The following is a 17,348-nucleotide window of genomic DNA, read 5'->3' on the forward strand; positions in this document are numbered from 1 at the left end:
TCCCTGTCGAATTCCGGCCAGCGTGGTTTAACGGGGCGCCTAAGATCAAGATCAAAAGCAGATCAAGAGCAAGAGCGGCTCGCTTCGCATCGTGGTTACCGTAGGGGGGCTGCGAACTGAAGTTGTGTAGATACCCATGCTGCGATGAGGCCGGTCAAAACACCGCCTATTTCGAGAGAAAACGCATACCTTCTTCCAACCCGCGCAACGTCAGCGGATACATCTGGTCCTCCACCAACTCCCGCACAATCCCAGTCGACGCCGTATACCCCCAAGTGTCCTTCGGGTAAGGGTTAATCCAGATCAGCTTCTTGTACTTGGCCATGAACCGCTGCATCCACACATACCCCGGTTCTTCATTCCAGTGCTCGACGCTGCCGCCAGCCTGGGTGATTTCATAGGGCGCCATGGCTGCATCGCCAATAAAGATCACTTTGTAGTCGGCGCCATACTTGTGCAGCAGGTCCTGGGTGGACGTGCGCTCCGAAGTGCGACGCTGGTTGTTCTTCCACACTGACTCGTACACAAAGTTATGGAAGTAGAAGTACTCCAGGTGCTTGAACTCGGTCTTGCACGCCGAGAACAGCTCTTCGCAGGTCTTCACATGGGCGTCCATCGAGCCGCCGATGTCGAACAGCAGCAACAGCTTGATGGTGTTGCGGCGTTCGGGGCGCATCTGGATATTCAGCAACCCGGCATCGCGGGCGGTGTGGTCGATGGTGCCGTCGATATCCAGCTCTTCGGCCGCACCCTGGCGTGCAAACTTGCGCAGGCGGCGCAGGGCGATCTTGATGTTGCGCGTGCCCAGTTCCACCTGATCGTCCAGGTTCTTGTACTCGCGCTGCTCCCAGACTTTCACCGCCTTGCCCTGGCGCTTGCCGGCGTCACCGACACGAATGCCTTCGGGGTTGTAGCCACCGGAACCGAACGGGCTGGTGCCGCCAGTGCCGATCCATTTGTTGCCGCCGGCATGGCGTTCTTTCTGTTCTTCCAGGCGTTTCTTGAACTCCTCGATCAGCTTGTCGAGGCCGCCGAGGGACTGGATCTGCGCGCGTTCTTCATCGCTCAGCGAACGTTCGAATTCCTTGCGCAGCCACTCTTCGGGGATCAGCGCCTGCAAATGGTCATCGAGTTTTTCCAGGCCATTGAAATAAGCACCGAAGGCACGGTCGAACTTGTCGAAATGCCGCTCGTCCTTGACCAGTATCGCCCGGGCCAAGTAGTAGAACTCGTCCATGTCAGCGAAGGTCACGCGCTGTTTCAGCGCGTTGATCAGGTCCAGCAGTTCGCGCACCGACACCGGCACCTTGGCCGCACGCATTTCATTGAACAGGTTGAGCAGCATCAGCGATTACCGCGGCGGCTCATGAACGCCAGCCGTTCCAGCAATTGCACATCCTGCTCGTTTTTCACCAAAGCGCCGGCCAGCGGTGGGATGGCCTTGGTCGGGTCGCGCTCGCGCAGCACCGCTTCGCCAATATTGTCGGCCATCAGCAGCTTGAGCCAGTCGACCAGTTCGGACGTGGAAGGCTTCTTCTTCAGCCCCGGAACCTTGCGCACATCGAAGAACACGTCCAGCGCTTCGCTGACCAGGTCTTTCTTGATGTCCGGGTAGTGCACATCCACGATTTTTTGCAGGGTGGTGCGGTCGGGGAAGGCGATGTAGTGGAAGAAGCAGCGGCGCAGGAATGCATCCGGCAGCTCTTTTTCGTTGTTGGAGGTAATGATGATGATCGGGCGCTTCTTGGCCTTGATGGTCTCGTCGATTTCGTAGACGTAGAACTCCATCTTGTCGAGTTCCTGCAACAGGTCGTTGGGGAACTCGATGTCGGCCTTGTCGATTTCGTCGATCAGCAGGATCACCCGCTCCTCGGACTCGAAGGCTTCCCAGAGCTTGCCCTTTTTCAGGTAATTGCGCACGTCGTGAACCTTGTCCACGCCCAGTTGCGAGTCGCGCAGGCGGCTCACTGCGTCGTACTCGTAGAGGCCCTGATGCGCCTTGGTGGTGGACTTGATGTGCCAGGTGATCAACTTGGCGCCGAAGGATTCGGCCAGTTGCTCGGCAAGCATGGTTTTGCCAGTGCCCGGTTCGCCCTTGACCAGCAACGGCCGCTCCAGGGTGATGGCGGCGTTGACGGCCAGTTTCAGGTCATCGGTAGCCACATAGGCCTGGGTGCCTTCGAACTTCATCGGTCATTCCTCGGATTCATCAATGCCCCGACTATACCCCGCAGCCCCGGCGACTGTGAACGCAGACGGGGCATTCAGTCTCTGAATGGCGGGTCACATCAATATCCTGAGCAATGAGGGACATGTGGGAGGGGGCTTGCTCCCACAGGGTTAATCAGCGCTGGGCTTGGGTTGTTCATACCGGGCATTGAACGCCTGGATAAACCCATTGCGCAGAATTGCGATCACTGCAGAAAACGCACTGACATTCTGCTGGTGCACGCTACCGCTGAGCTCCACACGGGTGGCGAACTGGTTTTTACGCTGGTTTTTCAGCACCGTTTCGCTGGCTCCGACCACGGCCTCCCAGATTGAGCGGAAGATATTCTTGTCCTTGTTTTCAACGTCTTGTTGCCAGTCAAACACCTCTACGTCACGCAGCAGCGGCTTGATGTAGCCGGTGAGTCGGCCATTTTCAGCCTGGGCTTCGATCACCACGTCGCCCGTGCCGGCCTTGAAGTCGAACTTGCCATAGGCCGATGCAAAGTCGTTCATGCGCTTGAGTTGCAGGTCGCGGGCGCGGAAGCGGAACTCGAACTCTTCGAAATCACTCAGCGGATCAAAGGTGGCATTGGCCTCCAGGGGCGCCTGGCCTTGCAGCAGTGCCTTGCCTTCGAAGCGGGCGTCGCGCTTGCCTTTGACATCCACCACATTGGTCAGGTTGTAGAAGCTGGCGTTGACCCCAGTGGCGTTGATATTGACCCGGGGCTTGGAGCTGAAGTTATGGAAGGCAATCTCGCCGTCTTCGATGCGCACTTCGTTGAGGGTGATCGGCAGCAACTTGCGCAGTTGTTCCTGCCAGTCGGTGCCTTTACCCGTCTGGGACGCCTGCTTGTTGGCACCGCCATCGACGAAGTTGATCTGCGGACGCACAAAATGCCCCTCGGCCACGACGGCGTGGTCGTACCAGAGTGAATGCCAGCTCACGGCGAACTCGATCAGCGGCGCCTTCACGAATGGCACCGGGACCTTGCCGTCCACCTTGACGATTTGCAAGCCGTTGATCCGGTAGGCGCCGCGCCACAGGGCCAGGTCCACATCGGCGATTTCGCCGCGGTAATCGCCCATGTTGGCGAGTTTCTCGTTCAGGTAATTGCGCACCAGGTAGGGCAGCGCGATATTCAAGGCAATCAGGACCAGCACCAGAGCGGCGATTGTCCCTAACGGCCAACTGTAACGACGTTTCATGGGGCAGTTCTCCTTGCTTGTAGGAGATTGACTGTTCTGATGAACGCAACGTTCCCCCGTCTGGACGCCCTGGAGAACGAGGCATACCCTTGGGGCCTTCTTCAAAGTCGCCAACAGGATCCCTCATGAGCCGTATCTTTGCAGACAACGCGCATTCCATCGGTAACACGCCCCTGGTTCAGATCAACCGCATCGCACCGCGTGGCGTGACGATTCTGGCCAAGATCGAAGGGCGTAACCCGAGTTATTCAGTGAAGTGCCGCATTGGCGCAAGCATGATCTGGGATGCCGAAAGCAGCGGCAAGCTCAAGCCAGGCATGACCATTGTCGAGCCGACTTCCGGCAATACCGGTATCGGCCTGGCGTTTGTCGCGGCGGCCCGTGGCTATAAGTTGCTGCTGACCATGCCGTCGTCGATGAGCCTTGAGCGCCGCAAAGTGCTCAAGGCCCTGGGCGCCGAGCTGGTGCTGACCGAGCCGGCCAAGGGCATGAAGGGCGCCATCGAAAAGGCCGGTGAAATCCTCGCCAGCGACCCGACCACCTACTTTATGCCGGCCCAGTTCGAAAACCCGGCCAACCCTGCGATCCACGAGAAAACCACCGGCCCGGAAATCTGGAACGACACCGACGGCGCCGTGGATGTGCTGGTGGCGGGCGTGGGGACCGGCGGTACCATCACCGGGGTGTCACGCTATATCAAGAACACTGCGGGCAAGCCGATCCTGTCGGTGGCCGTGGAACCCATGGTTTCCCCGGTGATCACCCAGGCCTTGGCGGGGGAAGAAATCAAGCCCAGCCCCCACAAGATCCAGGGTATCGGCGCCGGGTTTGTGCCAAAAAACCTCGATCTGTCGATGGTCGACCGCGTGGAGTTGGCGACCGACGAAGAGTCCAAGGCCATGGCCCTGCGGCTGATGCAGGAAGAGGGTATCTTGTGCGGTATCTCCTGCGGGGCCGCCATGGCTGTGGCAGTACGCCTGGCCGAGAAGCCGGAAATGCAAGGCAAGACCATCGTGGTGATTTTGCCGGACTCCGGCGAGCGCTACCTGTCGAGCATGTTGTTCAGCGATGTGTTTACCGACCAGGAAAACCAGGTCTGATCTTCAAAGCGGTCCCACAAGGTTGATGTAAGTCATCCGGTCGGCGTGGGCCTTCTGCATAATGGCTCAAGTGTTTATCATGGCCGGCTGTTACGTCTGGTTTCCCGTTGACGCAAGTTTGCCGGCCAGGCGCTTATTTCCAGGAGTTGCTGCATGACCTTTTCTTTGGCCGCCAAACTGTCGGTGTTGCTGCTGTTTATCGGCAGCACGCTGTATGTGCACCTGCGTGGCAAGGCCCGTTTGCCGATGCTGCGCCAGTTCGTCAACCATTCGGCGCTGTTCGCCCCGTATAACGCCTTGATGTACCTTTTTTCCGCGGTGCCGTCCAAGCCTTACCTGGACCGCAGCAAGTTCCCGGAACTGGACGTGCTCAAGGACAACTGGGAAGTGATCCGCGAAGAGGCCATGCACCTGTTCGACGAGGGCTACATCCGCGCCGCCGAAAAGAACAACGACGCCGGTTTCGGTTCGTTCTTCAAGAAAGGCTGGAAGCGCTTCTACCTCAAGTGGTACGACAAACCCCTGCCATCGGCCGAGGCCCTGTGCCCCAAAACCGTGGCCCTGGTCAGCAGCATCCCCAACGTCAAGGGCGCCATGTTCGCGCTGTTGCCAGGCGGCAGCCACCTAAACCCGCACCGCGACCCCTTCGCCGGTTCGTTGCGTTATCACCTGGGGCTGTCCACGCCGAACTCTGACGACTGCCGCATCTTCGTCGACGGCCAGGTCTACGCCTGGCGCGACGGTGAAGACGTGATGTTCGACGAAACCTACGTGCACTGGGTGAAGAACGAAACCGAGCAGACCCGCGTGATCCTGTTCTGCGACATCGAACGGCCGTTGAGCAACCGTGTGATGACCCGCATCAACCGCTGGGTCAGCAAGCAGCTGGGCCGTGCTACTGCGCCGCAGAACCTTGACGACGAACGCGTGGGCGGCATCAACCAGGCCTATGCCTGGAGCAAGACCTTCAGCGACAAGTTCAGTGGCCAGGTCAAGCAGTGGAAGCGCAAGCATCCCAAGGCGTACCGCATTGCGCGGCCGGTGCTGGCGGTGGTGGTGTTGGTGCTGTTGTGGAAGTGGTTGTTCGGCTAAACCGCACACCATAAAAAAGGCGCTGTATCGAAAGATGCAGCGCCTTTTTTACGCCTGGAATGTGATCAAAACTGTGGGAGCTGGCTTGCCTGCGATGGCGGAGTATCAAGCTATAAAATGTTGGCTGACCCACCGCTTTCGCAGGCAAGCCAGCTCCCACATTTGATCTGCGTTGCTCTTAAGAGGCGATCAACTGGCGCAGCACGTAGTGCAAGATCCCACCCGCTTTGAAGTACTCCACTTCATTCAAGGTATCAATCCGGCACAGCACCTCAACCTTCTCGCTGCTGCCATCTTCCCGAGTGATCACCAACGTCAGGTTCATGCGCGGTTCGACCTCGGCATCGGTCAGCCCGAGGATGTCGATCGTCTCCTTGCCGGTGAGCTTGAGCGTCTTGCGGTTCTGGTCCAGCTTGAACTGCAACGGCAGCACGCCCATGCCCACCAGGTTGGAGCGGTGGATACGCTCGAAACTCTCGGCGATCACCGCCTTGACCCCCAGCAGGTTGGTACCCTTGGCCGCCCAGTCGCGGCTGGAACCGGTGCCGTATTCCTGACCTGCGATCACTACCAGCGGCGTGCCTGAGGCCTGGTACTTCATGGATGCATCGTAGATCGCCATTTTTTCCCCGGTGGGGATATACAGCGTGTTGCCGCCTTCCTCGCCGCCCAGCATTTCATTGCGGATACGGATGTTGGCAAAGGTGCCGCGCATCATCACTTCATGGTTGCCCCGGCGCGAGCCGTAGGAGTTGAAGTCACGCGGTTCCACCCCTTGCTCGCGCAGGTAGCGTCCGGCCGGGCTGTCGGTCTTGATATTGCCGGCAGGGGAGATGTGGTCGGTGGTCACCGAATCGCCCAGCAGGGCCAGGATGTTGGCGCCCTTGACGTCCTTGATCACCGGCAGCGGGCCGGCAATATCGTCGAAGAAAGGTGGATGCTGGATGTAGGTGGAATCCTTCTGCCACACATAAGTCGCTGCCTGCGGCACTTCAATCGCCTGCCATTGCTCGTCACCGGCAAACACCTCGGCGTATTCCTTGTGGAACATGCTGGTGCTGACCTGCGCCACCGCGTCGGCGATTTCCTGGCTGCTGGGCCAGATATCTTTCAGGTACACCGGGTTTCCGTGCTGATCGTTACCCAGCGGCTTGCTGCTGATGTCGATACGCACAGTGCCGGCCAACGCATAGGCGACTACCAGGGGCGGCGAAGCCAGCCAGTTGGTTTTCACCAGCGGGTGCACGCGGCCTTCGAAGTTGCGGTTACCCGACAGCACCGAGGCCACGGCGAGGTCGGCCTTCTGGATGGCTTTTTCGATAGGCTCGGGCAACGGCCCGGAGTTACCGATACAGGTGGTGCAGCCGTAGCCCACCAGGTCAAAACCGAGCTTGTCGAGGTACTGGGTGAGGCCCGCGGCTTTGTAATAGTCGGTGACCACCTTGGAGCCTGGGGCCAGCGAGGTCTTGACCCAAGGTTTGCGGGTCAGGCCCTTTTCCACGGCCTTTTTCGCCACCAACCCGGCCGCCATCATTACGCTGGGGTTGGAGGTGTTGGTGCAGGAGGTGATGGCGGCGATCACCACCGCGCCGTTTTTCAGGCGATAGGTGTTGCCTTCGTATTCATAATCGGCCTCGCCGACCAGATCGGCGTTGCCCACGGCCACGCCGCCACCGCCTTCACTTTCCAGGCGGCCTTCTTCCTTGCTGGTGAGTTTGAATTGCAGGTCGAGGAAGTCGCTGAACGCTTGGCCGACATTCGGCAGGGATACCCGGTCTTGGGGGCGCTTGGGCCCGGCGAGGCTGGCTTCGACGCTGCCCATGTCCAGGGCCAGGGTGTCGGTGAACACCGGTTCCTGGCCGGCGTTGCGCCACAGGCCCTGGGCCTTGGTGTAGGCCTCCACCAGTTTGACCGTCTCAGCCGGGCGGCCGGACAGGCGCAGGTAGTCCAGCGTCACCTCATCCACTGGGAAAAAGCCACAGGTAGCGCCGTACTCCGGCGCCATGTTGGCGATGGTGGCGCGGTCGGCCAGGGGCAGGTCGGCCAGGCCGTCGCCATAGAACTCGACGAACTTGCCCACTACGCCTTTCTTGCGCAGCATTTGTGTAACGGTGAGCACCAGGTCGGTGGCGGTGATGCCTTCCTTGAGCTTGCCGGTGAGCTTGAAGCCGATGACCTCCGGAATCAGCATCGACACCGGCTGGCCGAGCATGGCCGCTTCGGCTTCGATCCCGCCCACGCCCCAGCCGAGTACGCCGAGGCCGTTGATCATGGTGGTGTGGGAGTCGGTGCCGACCAGGGTGTCGGGGAAGGCGTACGTGCGGCCGTCTTCGTCCTTGGTCCACACGGTGCGGCCCAGGTATTCCAGGTTCACCTGGTGACAGATGCCGGTGCCCGGTGGCACGACGCTGAAGTTGTCAAAGGCGCTCTGGCCCCAGCGCAGGAAGGCGTAGCGTTCGCCGTTGCGCTGCATTTCGATATCGACGTTCTGCTCAAAGGCGCTGGTGGTACCGAACTTGTCGACCATCACCGAGTGGTCGATCACCAGGTCCACCGGCGACAGCGGGTTGATGCGCTGCGGGTCACCGCCGGCCTTGGCCACGGCGGCGCGCATGGCGGCCAGGTCGACCACCGCGGGCACCCCGGTAAAGTCCTGCATCAGCACACGGGCGGGGCGATACTGGATCTCGCGGTCCGACTGGCGCTCTTTGAGCCAGGCGGCGATGGCTTTGAGGTCGGTGCCGGTCACGGTCTTGGCATCTTCCCAGCGCAGCAGGTTTTCCAGCAGCACCTTGAGCGACATCGGCAGCTTGTCCAGATCACCCAGGCTCTTGGCGGCTTCGGGCAGGCTGAAGTAGTGGTAGGTCTTGCTGTCTATTTGCAGTGTCTTAAGGGTTCTCAGGCTATCAAGGGATGACATTACATGACTCCTTATGGTCCGCACGGCTACGGACCTGACGGGACGAACAGAGCTAACACGTTAGCGCTGTTTTCATTAGCAGGCTAATAACTGGACTCTATCGTCGAGCCCAAGGTTCCGAACTCGGCTATCATGCGCGCGTTTTCATGACAGGCATTGCGATAGCGCAAGGTCAGTTGATTCACCAGGAGAGTAGATGAACACCCTTTTTATGCACTGCCGCCCGGGTTTTGAAGGCGAAGTCTGTTCCGAGATCGCGGAACACGCCGCGCGCTTGAACGTGTCCGGCTACGCCAAGGCCAAGACCGGCAGCGCCTGCGCCGAATTTGTCTGCACGGAAGAAGACGGCGCCCAGCGCTTGATGCACGGCCAGCGCTTCGCCGAGCTGATCTTCCCGAGGCAGTGGGCACGCGGGGTGTTTATCGACCTGCCGGAAACCGACCGCATCAGTGTGATCCTTACCCACCTGCGCGACTTCCCGGTGTGCGGCAGCCTGTGGTTGGAAATGGTCGACACCAATGACGGCAAGGAACTCTCCAACTTTTGCAAAAAATTCGAAGTGCACCTGCGCAAAGCCCTGCTGGGCGCCGGCAAGCTGGTGGACGACCCGAGCAAGCCGCGCCTGTTGCTGACCTTCAAGAGCGGCCGCGAAGTGTTCATGGGTCTGGCCGAGTCGAACAACTCGGCGATGTGGCCGATGGGCATCCCGCGCCTCAAGTTCCCGCGTGACGCGCCCAGCCGCTCGACCTTGAAGCTGGAAGAGGCCTGGCATCACTTTATCCCCCGTGACCAGTGGGACGAGCGCCTGCACGGCGATATGACCGGCGTTGATCTCGGCGCAGCACCGGGTGGCTGGACCTGGCAACTGGTCAATCGCGGCATGCTGGTCACCGCCATCGACAACGGCCCCATGGCCGAAAGCCTGATGGACACCGGCCTGGTGCAACACTTGATGGCTGATGGCTTCACCTTCGTGCCCAAGCAGCCGGTGGACTGGATGGTCTGCGATATCGTCGAGAAGCCTGCGCGCAACGCGGCGCTGCTGGAAACCTGGATCGGCGAGGGGCATTGCCGTGAGGCGGTGGTCAACCTGAAGTTGCCGATGAAGCAGCGTTACGCCGAAGTGAAGCGCCTGCTCGAACGCATCGAGGAGGGTTTCAAGGCGCGCGGCATACGGGTGGAAATCGGTTGCAAGCAGCTGTACCACGACCGCGAAGAAGTGACATGTCACCTGCGTCGCCTGGTAGACATAAAGAAATCTAAAGGCCGCTGATATTAAATGTGGGAGCTGGCTTGCCTGCGATAGCGGTATAACAGTCGAAATCTATGTTGAATGTGCCCACGTCATCGCGGGCAAGCCCACTCCCACATAAGAGCGGGCCTGTTTCAGGAGTGAAGTATGAGTGTTGATTTACCTGTCGACGGCACCCTCGACGCCACCGGCCTCAACTGTCCGGAGCCGGTGATGATGCTGCACCAGCACATCCGTGACCTGCCGGCGGGCGGCTTGCTCAAGGTGATCGCCACCGACCCGTCGACCCGTCGAGATATTCCCAAATTCTGCGTGTTTCTTGGCCACAAACTGGTGGATCAACAGGAAGATGCTGGCACCTACCTGTACTGGATCCGCAAGAAAGCCGATTAAGCCAGCGCCTTTTCGGCTCGAATGCGCCGGCGTGCACTGCGCGCCAGGCGCACCAGCAACATCCCCGCCGCACAGCTCAAGCCGACGATCAGCCCTTGCCATAAACCGCTTGGGCCGCTGGGTTCGCCGAGCCAGTCGGTCAGCCCCAGGGCGTAACCCACCGGCAGCCCCACGCCCCAATAGGCGAACAAGGTCAGCACCATGGTCACCCGGGTGTCCTGGTAGCCGCGCAAAGCACCGGCGGCGGTGACCTGAATCGAGTCGGAGAACTGGAACAGCGCCGAGAACACAATCAGCATCGACGCCAGGTGGATGACCACCGGGTCGGGCGTGTAGATCGCCGCGATCTGCTCACGAAACACCAGCATCAGGCTGCACGACAGGCACGCATAGGCCAGTGCAGTGCCCATGCCGACCCCGGCGGCGAAGCGCGCTTCACGCGGTTCACCACGCCCCAGGGCCTGGCCGACGCGCACGGTCACGGCCATGCTCAGGGAGTAGGGGATCATGAATACCAGAGAACTGACATTCAACGCGATCTGATGGCCGGAAACTACGGTGGCGCCCAGGCTGCCAAGCAACAGGGCAATCACCGCGAATATGCTCGACTCGGCGAAGATCGCTACGCCAATCGGCAGGCCGATGCCCAGGATGCGCTTGATCACCGCCCATTGCGGCCAGTCAAAGCGCTTGAACAGTTCGCTGCTCTGGTACACCGGGCCCCAGCGCGTCCAGCCCGCCAGGCCGAGCATCATCACCCACATCGCAATGGCCGTGGCCCAGCCGCAACCCACGCCGCCCATGGCCGGTACGCCGAAGTGGCCGTAGATGAAGATGTAGTTCAGCGGAATATTCAGCGCCAGGCCGCACAGGCCCATGACCATGCTCGGCCGCGTACGGCCCAGGCCATCACTGAAGCAGCGCAGCACGTAATACAGCGCAATTGCCGGCATCCCCGCGGCGATGCCATGCAGGTAACCCATGGACGGCTCGATCAGGTCGGGCTCGACCTTCATCGCATGCAGGATCGGCTCGGCACACCGCAACAGCACCGCGCCGCAGAGGCCGACCACCACGGCCAACCACAACGATTGGCGCACCAACGGCCCGATCTCGGTGAGTTTGCCCGCGCCATAGCGCTCGGCCACTTTCGGCGTGGTGGCCAGCAAGGTGCCGGTCATCAGCAGGTACACCGGGATCCAGATCGAGTTACCCAGGCCGACCGCCGCCAGGTCCTGGGGGCTGACACGCCCGGCCATCACCGCATCGACAAAACTCATCGCAGTGGTTGCCAATTGGCCGATCATGATCGGCAAGGCCAGCGTCAGCAGGCCGCGCACTTCCCGGCTGATGCGGGCGGGGCGGGAAAGGGTAGCGGTGGCAGTGTTCACGTACAGGTGTCCAATAAAAAAGCAGTCGCAAGGACGGCGGATTCTACGCTTTGACGCAGTGGTCAGGAAAAAACCTGTGTTGCTGATTTGTAATGCAGTCCCACAGGGATCTGTTGTGTTAGTTGAATCCCATGCCTGTACACTGCTGATCCGCCAAAGGAGCCTGCCATGCTGATTGTTGCCGACGAAAATATTCCGCTGCTTGATGACTTTTTCCAGGGGTTTGGCGAGATTCGCCGCGTGCCTGGGCGGTCCATCGACCGCGCTACCGTCGAGCAGGCCGACGTGCTGCTGGTGCGCTCGGTGACCAACGTCAACCGTGCCCTGCTCGAAGGCAGCAACGTACGCTTTGTCGGCACCTGCACCATCGGCACCGACCATCTGGACCTGGACTTTTTCAAGCGGGCAGGCATCCAGTGGGCCAGCGCGCCTGGCTGCAATGCGCGGGGGGTTGTGGATTACGTACTCGGCAGCTTGCACACCCTGGCCGAAATCGAAGGTGTCGAGTTGGGCTCGCGCACCTACGGTGTCGTCGGTGCCGGTGAGGTGGGCGGGCGACTGGTCAAGGTCCTCAAGGGCCTGGGTTGGAACGTGCTGGTGTGCGACCCGCCGCGCCAGATCGCCGAGGACGGCGACTACGTCAGCCTGCAACAGATCATCGCGCAGTGCGATGTGATCAGCTTGCACACGCCGCTGATCAAGTCCGGCAATGGCGCCACCTGGCATTTATTCGACCGCCAGCGTCTGGAGCAACTCAAGCCCGGCACCTGGCTGATCAACGCCAGCCGTGGCGCGGTGGTGGACAACGCCGCGCTGCGCGAGGTGCTGCTGGCCCGTGAAGACCTGCAAGCGGTGCTGGACGTGTGGGAAGGCGAGCCGCAAGTGGACGTCGACCTGGCTGACCTGTGCGTGCTGGCCACGCCGCATATCGCCGGCTACAGCCTCGATGGCAAGCAGCGCGGCACCGCGCAGATCTACCAGGCGTTCTGCGCGCACCTGGGCCAGGAGCCGACTGTTCAGCTCAGTGATTTATTGCCGGCACCCTGGCTGGACGAAGTCCACCTGAACGCTTCAACCGATCCTGCCTGGGCACTGGCGGCCCTGTGCCGCAGCGTGTACGACCCGCGCCGTGATGATGCAGATTTTCGTCGCAGCCTGGTGGGGACCGTGCAGGAGCAGCGCCAGTCCTTCGATTTGCTGCGCAAGCACTACCCGCAGCGCCGTGAGATAGATGGCCTGAAAGTGCGCATCAAGGGCGAGTCGACGGCGCTGTCGGCTATCGTTTCGGCTCTGGGCGCTGAAACGCTGTAAACACCTATAAAAAACCCGGCCACCTGGGCCGGGTTTGAAAGAGCGTGGGCACTTAGCCTTGCTGGGCAGGTTTGACCAGTCGCTGTTCCAGCTCGCTGCAGGCTTGCTGGATCATCTCTTCGGTAATCTGCACTTCGTGGCCCTTGGCATCAATATACGAGCAAGGCAACACCTGCTGCTGGCGGATTACTTCAATCTTGGCGTTGCTGCTATCTTGCAAGGTCATGGCCTGTCTCCTCATCAGGTTGTGTACCTATCTTAAATCCCCCGCATGAACGCGCTGTTACAACTCCTTGCACGCTCATCGGTTCGAACACCCAGTCCACCAGAAACCGGTACATATTTCCAGATGAGTCTTAGACCGATAGCCTCTAGCGGCCTGTATCGGCGGGCATAATTAACCTGACTCATTGTTATTTGCGCAAGTTCCCCCAATGTTGAAGTACAGATTCCTCATTGGTGGTGCCTTCCATGTTCTCAACCCGTCAACGCCGTGCGATCCGCCTGGCCAGCCGCTTTATTGCGCCCTACCGCTGGCAGGCCCTGGGCGCCTTGCTGGCGCTGATCGTCACCGCCGGCATCACCTTGTCCATGGGGCAGGGCATTCGCCTTCTGGTCGACCAGGGTTTCATGACCCAGTCACCGCACTTGCTCAACCAGTCCATCGGCTTGTTCATGGTGCTGGTGCTGGGCCTGGCTGTGGGTACGTTCACGCGGTTTTATCTGGTGTCATGGATTGGCGAGCGCGTGGTGGCCGATATTCGCCGGCAAGTGTTCAACCACCTGATCTACCTGCACCCAGGCTTCTACGAGAACAACCGCAGCTCGGAGATCCAGTCGCGGCTGACCACCGATACCACGTTGCTGCAATCGGTGATCGGCTCATCGCTGTCGCTGTTCCTGCGCAACGCCCTGATGGTCATCGGCGGCATCGTGTTGCTGTTCATCACCAACCCCAAGCTCACCAGCATCGTGGTGGTGGCGCTGCCGCTGGTACTGGCGCCGATCCTGATCTTCGGGCGCCGGGTGCGCAGCCTGTCGCGTTTGAGCCAGGATCGTATTGCCGACGTCGGCAGCTATGTCGCCGAGACCTTGGGCCAGATCAAAACGGTGCAGGCCTACAACCACCAGGTGCAGGACGAACAACGGTTCTCTGTGACGGTGGAGGACGCCTTCAGCACTGCCCGCAAACGCATCCTGCAGCGCTCTTGGCTCATCACGTTGGTGATCATGCTGGTGCTCGGCGCCGTGGGCGTGATGCTATGGGTAGGTGGCATGGACGTGATCAGCGGGCGCATTTCCGGCGGTGAGCTGGCGGCGTTTGTGTTCTATAGCCTGATAGTCGGCAGTGCGGTTGGCACTCTGAGCGAAGTGCTCGGCGAGTTGCAGCGTGCTGCCGGTGCGGCCGAGCGTATCGGTGAGCTGTTGCAGTCGAGCAATGACATCCAGGCGCCGGCCGATGGCAGCGAACGCTTGCCGCAGCGGGTCAGTGGCCGCATGGAGCTGCAAGATCTGCGCTTTTGCTACCCCTCACGGCCGGACAGTTACGCCATCGATGGCTTGAACCTGACCATCAATCCCGGCGAAACCCTGGCGCTGGTAGGCCCCTCCGGCGCGGGCAAGTCGACAATCTTCGACCTGCTGCTGCGCTTCTACGATCCCCAGCAAGGGCGCATCCTGCTCGAAGGCCGCCCGCTGACCGAGCTGGACCCCCTGGACCTGCGTCGCCACTTTGCACTGGTGTCCCAGAGCCCGGCGCTGTTTTTCGGCAGCGTCGAGGACAACATTCGTTACGGCAACCCGTCCGCCACCATGGCCCAGGTCGAAGCCGCTGCGCGCATCGCCCATGCCCACGACTTCATCCTGCAAATGCCCGAGGGCTACCAGACCCACCTCGGCGACGGTGGCATGGGCCTCTCTGGCGGCCAGCGCCAACGCCTGGCCATCGCCCGCGCCTTGTTGGTCGACGCGCCGATCCTGCTGCTGGACGAAGCCACCAGCGCCCTCGACGCGCAGAGTGAGCACCTGATCCAGCAAGCGCTGCCGCAATTGATGCAAGGAAGAACCACGCTGGTGATCGCTCACCGTCTGGCGACCGTCAAGAATGCCGATCGAATAGCGGTGATGGATCAGGGCAAACTGGTGGCGGTGGGCACGCACCAGGAGTTGATTGCGAGCAATCCACTGTATGCGCGGTTGGCGGCGCTGCAGTTCAGCGCAGATCACTAGCGCCACAAGCATTGCAGAAATACCAATGTGAGAGGGGGCTTGCTCCCGATAGCAGCGTGTCAATCAGCAGTTATGTTGCTGACCCACCGCTATCGGGACCAAGCCCCCTCCCACATTGGAAGCAGGTTCAGTGCCTTACTGGTCGTCGAAGTACCGCTCATGCCAATCCACCAGCGGCTGCGGTGAATTGAGCTTCTGCCCGTAGATCACCGAATAAGACAGCACGTTCTGCACATACTGGCGGGTTTCGTCGAACGGGATGCTTTCAACCCACACATCGAAGCTCAGGTGGTCTGCACCGCGCAGCCATTGGCGTACGCGGCCGGGACCGGCGTTGTAGGCGGCGGAAGCGAGCACGCGGTTGCCGTTGAACTGGCTGTGCACCTGGCTCAGGTAGGCGGCGCCGAGCTGGATATTTTTATCCGGGTCCAGCACCTGGGCCGGGGAGGCCAGGGGGATGCTGAATTTGCGTGCGGTTTCCTTGGCGGTGCCGGGCATCAGCTGCATCAAGCCGCTGGCGCCCACGCCGGAGCGGGCGTCGTCCATAAACGCGCTTTCCTGACGCGTGATGGCAAATATCCAGCTTGAATGCAGGCCGCGCACCTTGGCTTCGCGCACCAGGGTATCGCGGTGCGCCATCGGGAAACGGATGTCCAGGTCGTCCCAGTACTGAGCCTGGCTGATGGTACGGATCGCCGGGAAGTACCACTTCATGTCGTAGGCCAACTTGGCCTGGGCGACCATTTCGTCACGGTTGAAGTGCCGGCTGACGTGGTACCACTCGCGGCGACCGTCCACGATCTGGCCACGGGCGTAGAACTCCAGGGCACGGCGCACCCCAGGAGTATTGCGCACCTTGTTGACCAACGCCTGGCTCATCACCAGCGGTTTGTTGTTCAACTGATAAGGGGATTTGGAACGGTCAGCGGCGAGGAAGCCGTAGAAGTCCCGTTCCTTGGCCACGTTTTTGTACAGCACCAGGGCCTGCGGGTTTTTCGGTTCGGCCAGCTCCAGGCTGCGCGCCTGCCAGTAGCGCCAGCGGTTAGTGGTGGCCAGGTCTTGTGGGAGTTTGCGGGTCAACTGGTAGGCATCTTCCCAGCGCGCCAGGCGCAACAGCAGGCGCAGGCGCCATTCGGACACGGTGTTGTCGCGCAGTTCCGGGTCGTACTTGGTCATCACGTCCAGCGCACGTGGATCGAAGCGCTTGGCCAGGGTCAGGCCAATCTCGCGGGCAATCGACACCTTTTCGTCACGAGAGAAGTGCATGCTGCTGGCGTAGCCGTCGAGCAGGGCCATAGCCTTGTCCGGATCCTGGCGGGCCAGGCGGCGCAGGCCCAGGCCGACGGCGTCAGACATCGCCTCGGTGGCCGGCAGGAAGCGTGACGGATCGCTGAGCATGTCAGGCTTTTGCGCCACATCCACCATCAGGCGGCCTTGGACGCCGAGGGTTGGCAGGGTCTTCACCAGGCTGTTGGCCAGCGCGTAATTGCGGGCTTCGGCGGCGAGCTTGGTGCGGTCCCAAATCTTCTGTTCGGTCAGTTGGCCGGCAGCGGCCCATTGGCCGAAGGTGGCGTCACAGGCGGCGGGCTGGGATTTGCCGGTCATCCACAACTTTTCGGCGGTCTTGTAGCCTTCAGCCTTCAGATTGTGGCTGAGCTGGTACTGGCCATGCAGGCAGTCCAGCTCGACGAAATTGAGCTTGGTGTCGTAGTACTTTTCAAAGGTCTGCCAATCGCCACGCTCGGCCAGCCAGCGCAGCCAACGCAGTTTCATCCAGTTGGCCTGGGGCAGGTCGCCGTGTTTGGCGAGGAACTGTTCGATTTCCTCGTTGCTCGCGGTTTTCAGGCGTGCAGTCAGCTCGTCATACGCCAGGTACGGCGTGAGCGGGTAGTCGGCCAGGGCCTGGCTGTATTGCATGTACGGGCCGCTGTCGCCCTTGGCCAGGGCGCGTTTGGCTTGATCGTAATACTGACGTTGGGTGGTGAGGTCCACCGCCTGGGCGGTTTGAACGGCAGTGGCGGAAAGAAGCAGACAAGATAAAAAGTTGAAAAGGCGACTGCGCATGAGACGTCCGTGCAGAGAAATCACGACTAGCACCGGCACTGCCGACACTGATTGCCCCTAGCTTAGCCTTTTGCCAGCGGCCCGCGAAAGCTTTGCCGTCTGGTTCGTTCAAGTTCGCCGGAAATGTCCTACAGAACGTGTCAATAGAGAAAATGCCGACCGCATCCCACCCTCAAGTC

Annotated in this window: 13 protein-coding genes; 6 read left to right on the forward strand and 7 right to left on the reverse strand. The window is 60.8% G+C overall.

Annotated features, from left to right (window positions below):
* Positions 1 to 166 precede the first annotated feature (166 nt).
* The 3 genes from IH404_RS09060 to IH404_RS09070 all read right to left on the reverse strand — a co-directional run bounded on the left by IH404_RS09060 (position 167) and on the right by IH404_RS09070 (position 3,417).
* Positions 167 to 1,345 carry a VWA domain-containing protein gene (locus IH404_RS09060; RefSeq protein ID WP_194440300.1) on the reverse strand — a complete coding sequence of 393 codons (1,179 nt, stop codon included), beginning with the start codon at positions 1,343 to 1,345 and terminating at the stop codon, positions 167 to 169.
* Complete coding sequence (locus IH404_RS09065) at positions 1,345 to 2,190, reverse strand: MoxR family ATPase (protein ID WP_003210690.1); 846 nt, start codon at positions 2,188 to 2,190, stop codon at positions 1,345 to 1,347. The genes IH404_RS09060 and IH404_RS09065 overlap by 1 nt, the downstream gene beginning before the upstream one ends.
* 150 nt (positions 2,191 to 2,340) lie before the next feature.
* Positions 2,341 to 3,417 (reverse strand): DUF748 domain-containing protein, encoded by a 1,077-nt coding sequence (locus tag IH404_RS09070; protein ID WP_043046513.1) that lies wholly within the window; start codon positions 3,415 to 3,417, stop codon positions 2,341 to 2,343.
* 125 nt (positions 3,418 to 3,542) lie between these two features.
* Between IH404_RS09070 and cysK the strand changes: the two genes are divergently transcribed.
* Both cysK and IH404_RS09080 read left to right on the forward strand, forming a co-directional pair.
* Complete coding sequence (gene cysK / locus IH404_RS09075; protein ID WP_194440301.1) at positions 3,543 to 4,517, forward strand: cysteine synthase A; 975 nt, start codon at positions 3,543 to 3,545, stop codon at positions 4,515 to 4,517.
* 153 nt (positions 4,518 to 4,670) lie between these two features.
* Entirely contained in the window at positions 4,671 to 5,609 is a 939-nt protein-coding gene (locus tag IH404_RS09080; protein ID WP_005786126.1) for an aspartyl/asparaginyl beta-hydroxylase domain-containing protein, read from the forward strand.
* A gap of 178 nt (positions 5,610 to 5,787) precedes the next feature.
* Here the strand turns inward: IH404_RS09080 and acnA are convergent, their stop codons facing one another.
* Positions 5,788 to 8,529 (reverse strand): aconitate hydratase AcnA, encoded by a 2,742-nt coding sequence (gene acnA, locus IH404_RS09085; RefSeq protein WP_194440302.1) that lies wholly within the window; start codon positions 8,527 to 8,529, stop codon positions 5,788 to 5,790.
* 196 nt (positions 8,530 to 8,725) lie between these two features.
* Between acnA and rlmM the strand changes: the two genes are divergently transcribed.
* Positions 8,726 to 9,802 (forward strand): 23S rRNA (cytidine(2498)-2'-O)-methyltransferase RlmM, encoded by a 1,077-nt coding sequence (gene rlmM, locus IH404_RS09090; protein WP_194440303.1) that lies wholly within the window; start codon positions 8,726 to 8,728, stop codon positions 9,800 to 9,802.
* 126 nt (positions 9,803 to 9,928) lie between these two features.
* On the forward strand, positions 9,929 to 10,174 hold the full coding sequence (gene tusA / locus IH404_RS09095; protein WP_005786132.1) for a sulfurtransferase TusA: 246 nt from the start codon (positions 9,929 to 9,931) through the stop codon (positions 10,172 to 10,174).
* Here tusA and IH404_RS09100 read toward each other — a convergent pair.
* A complete protein-coding gene (locus IH404_RS09100; RefSeq protein ID WP_194440304.1) occupies positions 10,171 to 11,565 on the reverse strand; it encodes an MATE family efflux transporter in 1,395 nt (464 codons plus the stop codon). The two genes, tusA and IH404_RS09100, sit on opposite strands and share 4 nt — an antisense overlap.
* 168 nt (positions 11,566 to 11,733) lie before the next feature.
* Here IH404_RS09100 and pdxB point away from each other — a divergent pair, with 168 nt between their 5' ends.
* Positions 11,734 to 12,876, forward strand: coding sequence for a 4-phosphoerythronate dehydrogenase PdxB (gene pdxB / locus IH404_RS09105; protein WP_005786137.1), 1,143 nt, complete (start codon positions 11,734 to 11,736; stop codon positions 12,874 to 12,876).
* A 52-nt stretch (positions 12,877 to 12,928) separates the two neighbouring features.
* Here pdxB and IH404_RS09110 read toward each other — a convergent pair whose 3' ends face one another.
* On the reverse strand, positions 12,929 to 13,102 hold the full coding sequence (locus tag IH404_RS09110) for a PA1571 family protein (RefSeq protein ID WP_005786139.1): 174 nt from the start codon (positions 13,100 to 13,102) through the stop codon (positions 12,929 to 12,931).
* A gap of 236 nt (positions 13,103 to 13,338) precedes the next feature.
* On the opposite strand from IH404_RS09110, the gene IH404_RS09115 reads away from it, so the two are divergent.
* On the forward strand, positions 13,339 to 15,105 hold the full coding sequence (locus IH404_RS09115) for an ABC transporter transmembrane domain-containing protein (protein ID WP_194440662.1): 1,767 nt from the start codon (positions 13,339 to 13,341) through the stop codon (positions 15,103 to 15,105).
* A gap of 135 nt (positions 15,106 to 15,240) precedes the next feature.
* On the opposite strand, the gene IH404_RS09120 is transcribed toward IH404_RS09115, so the two are convergent.
* Positions 15,241 to 17,169, reverse strand: coding sequence for a transglycosylase SLT domain-containing protein (locus tag IH404_RS09120; RefSeq protein ID WP_005786144.1), 1,929 nt, complete (start codon positions 17,167 to 17,169; stop codon positions 15,241 to 15,243).
* Positions 17,170 to 17,348 lie beyond the last annotated feature (179 nt).

This window comes from Pseudomonas sp. OST1909 (genome assembly GCF_015277575.1).
Taxonomy (GTDB): domain Bacteria; phylum Pseudomonadota; class Gammaproteobacteria; order Pseudomonadales; family Pseudomonadaceae; genus Aquipseudomonas; species Aquipseudomonas synxantha_A.

Coding starts and splice junctions, on each gene's coding strand:
- IH404_RS09060 (WP_194440300.1), bottom strand. CDS start 1,345: ATGCTGCTCAACCTGTTCAATGAAATGCGTGCGGCCAAGGTGCCGGTG.
- cysK (WP_194440301.1), top strand. CDS start 3,543: ATGAGCCGTATCTTTGCAGACAACGCGCATTCCATCGGTAACACGCCC.
- tusA (WP_005786132.1), top strand. CDS start 9,929: ATGAGTGTTGATTTACCTGTCGACGGCACCCTCGACGCCACCGGCCTC.
- acnA (WP_194440302.1), bottom strand. CDS start 8,529: ATGTCATCCCTTGATAGCCTGAGAACCCTTAAGACACTGCAAATAGAC.
- rlmM (WP_194440303.1), top strand. CDS start 8,726: ATGAACACCCTTTTTATGCACTGCCGCCCGGGTTTTGAAGGCGAAGTC.
- IH404_RS09070 (WP_043046513.1), bottom strand. CDS start 3,417: ATGAAACGTCGTTACAGTTGGCCGTTAGGGACAATCGCCGCTCTGGTG.
- IH404_RS09080 (WP_005786126.1), top strand. CDS start 4,671: ATGACCTTTTCTTTGGCCGCCAAACTGTCGGTGTTGCTGCTGTTTATC.
- IH404_RS09065 (WP_003210690.1), bottom strand. CDS start 2,190: ATGAAGTTCGAAGGCACCCAGGCCTATGTGGCTACCGATGACCTGAAA.
- pdxB (WP_005786137.1), top strand. CDS start 11,734: ATGCTGATTGTTGCCGACGAAAATATTCCGCTGCTTGATGACTTTTTC.
- IH404_RS09120 (WP_005786144.1), bottom strand. CDS start 17,169: ATGCGCAGTCGCCTTTTCAACTTTTTATCTTGTCTGCTTCTTTCCGCC.
- IH404_RS09110 (WP_005786139.1), bottom strand. CDS start 13,102: ATGACCTTGCAAGATAGCAGCAACGCCAAGATTGAAGTAATCCGCCAG.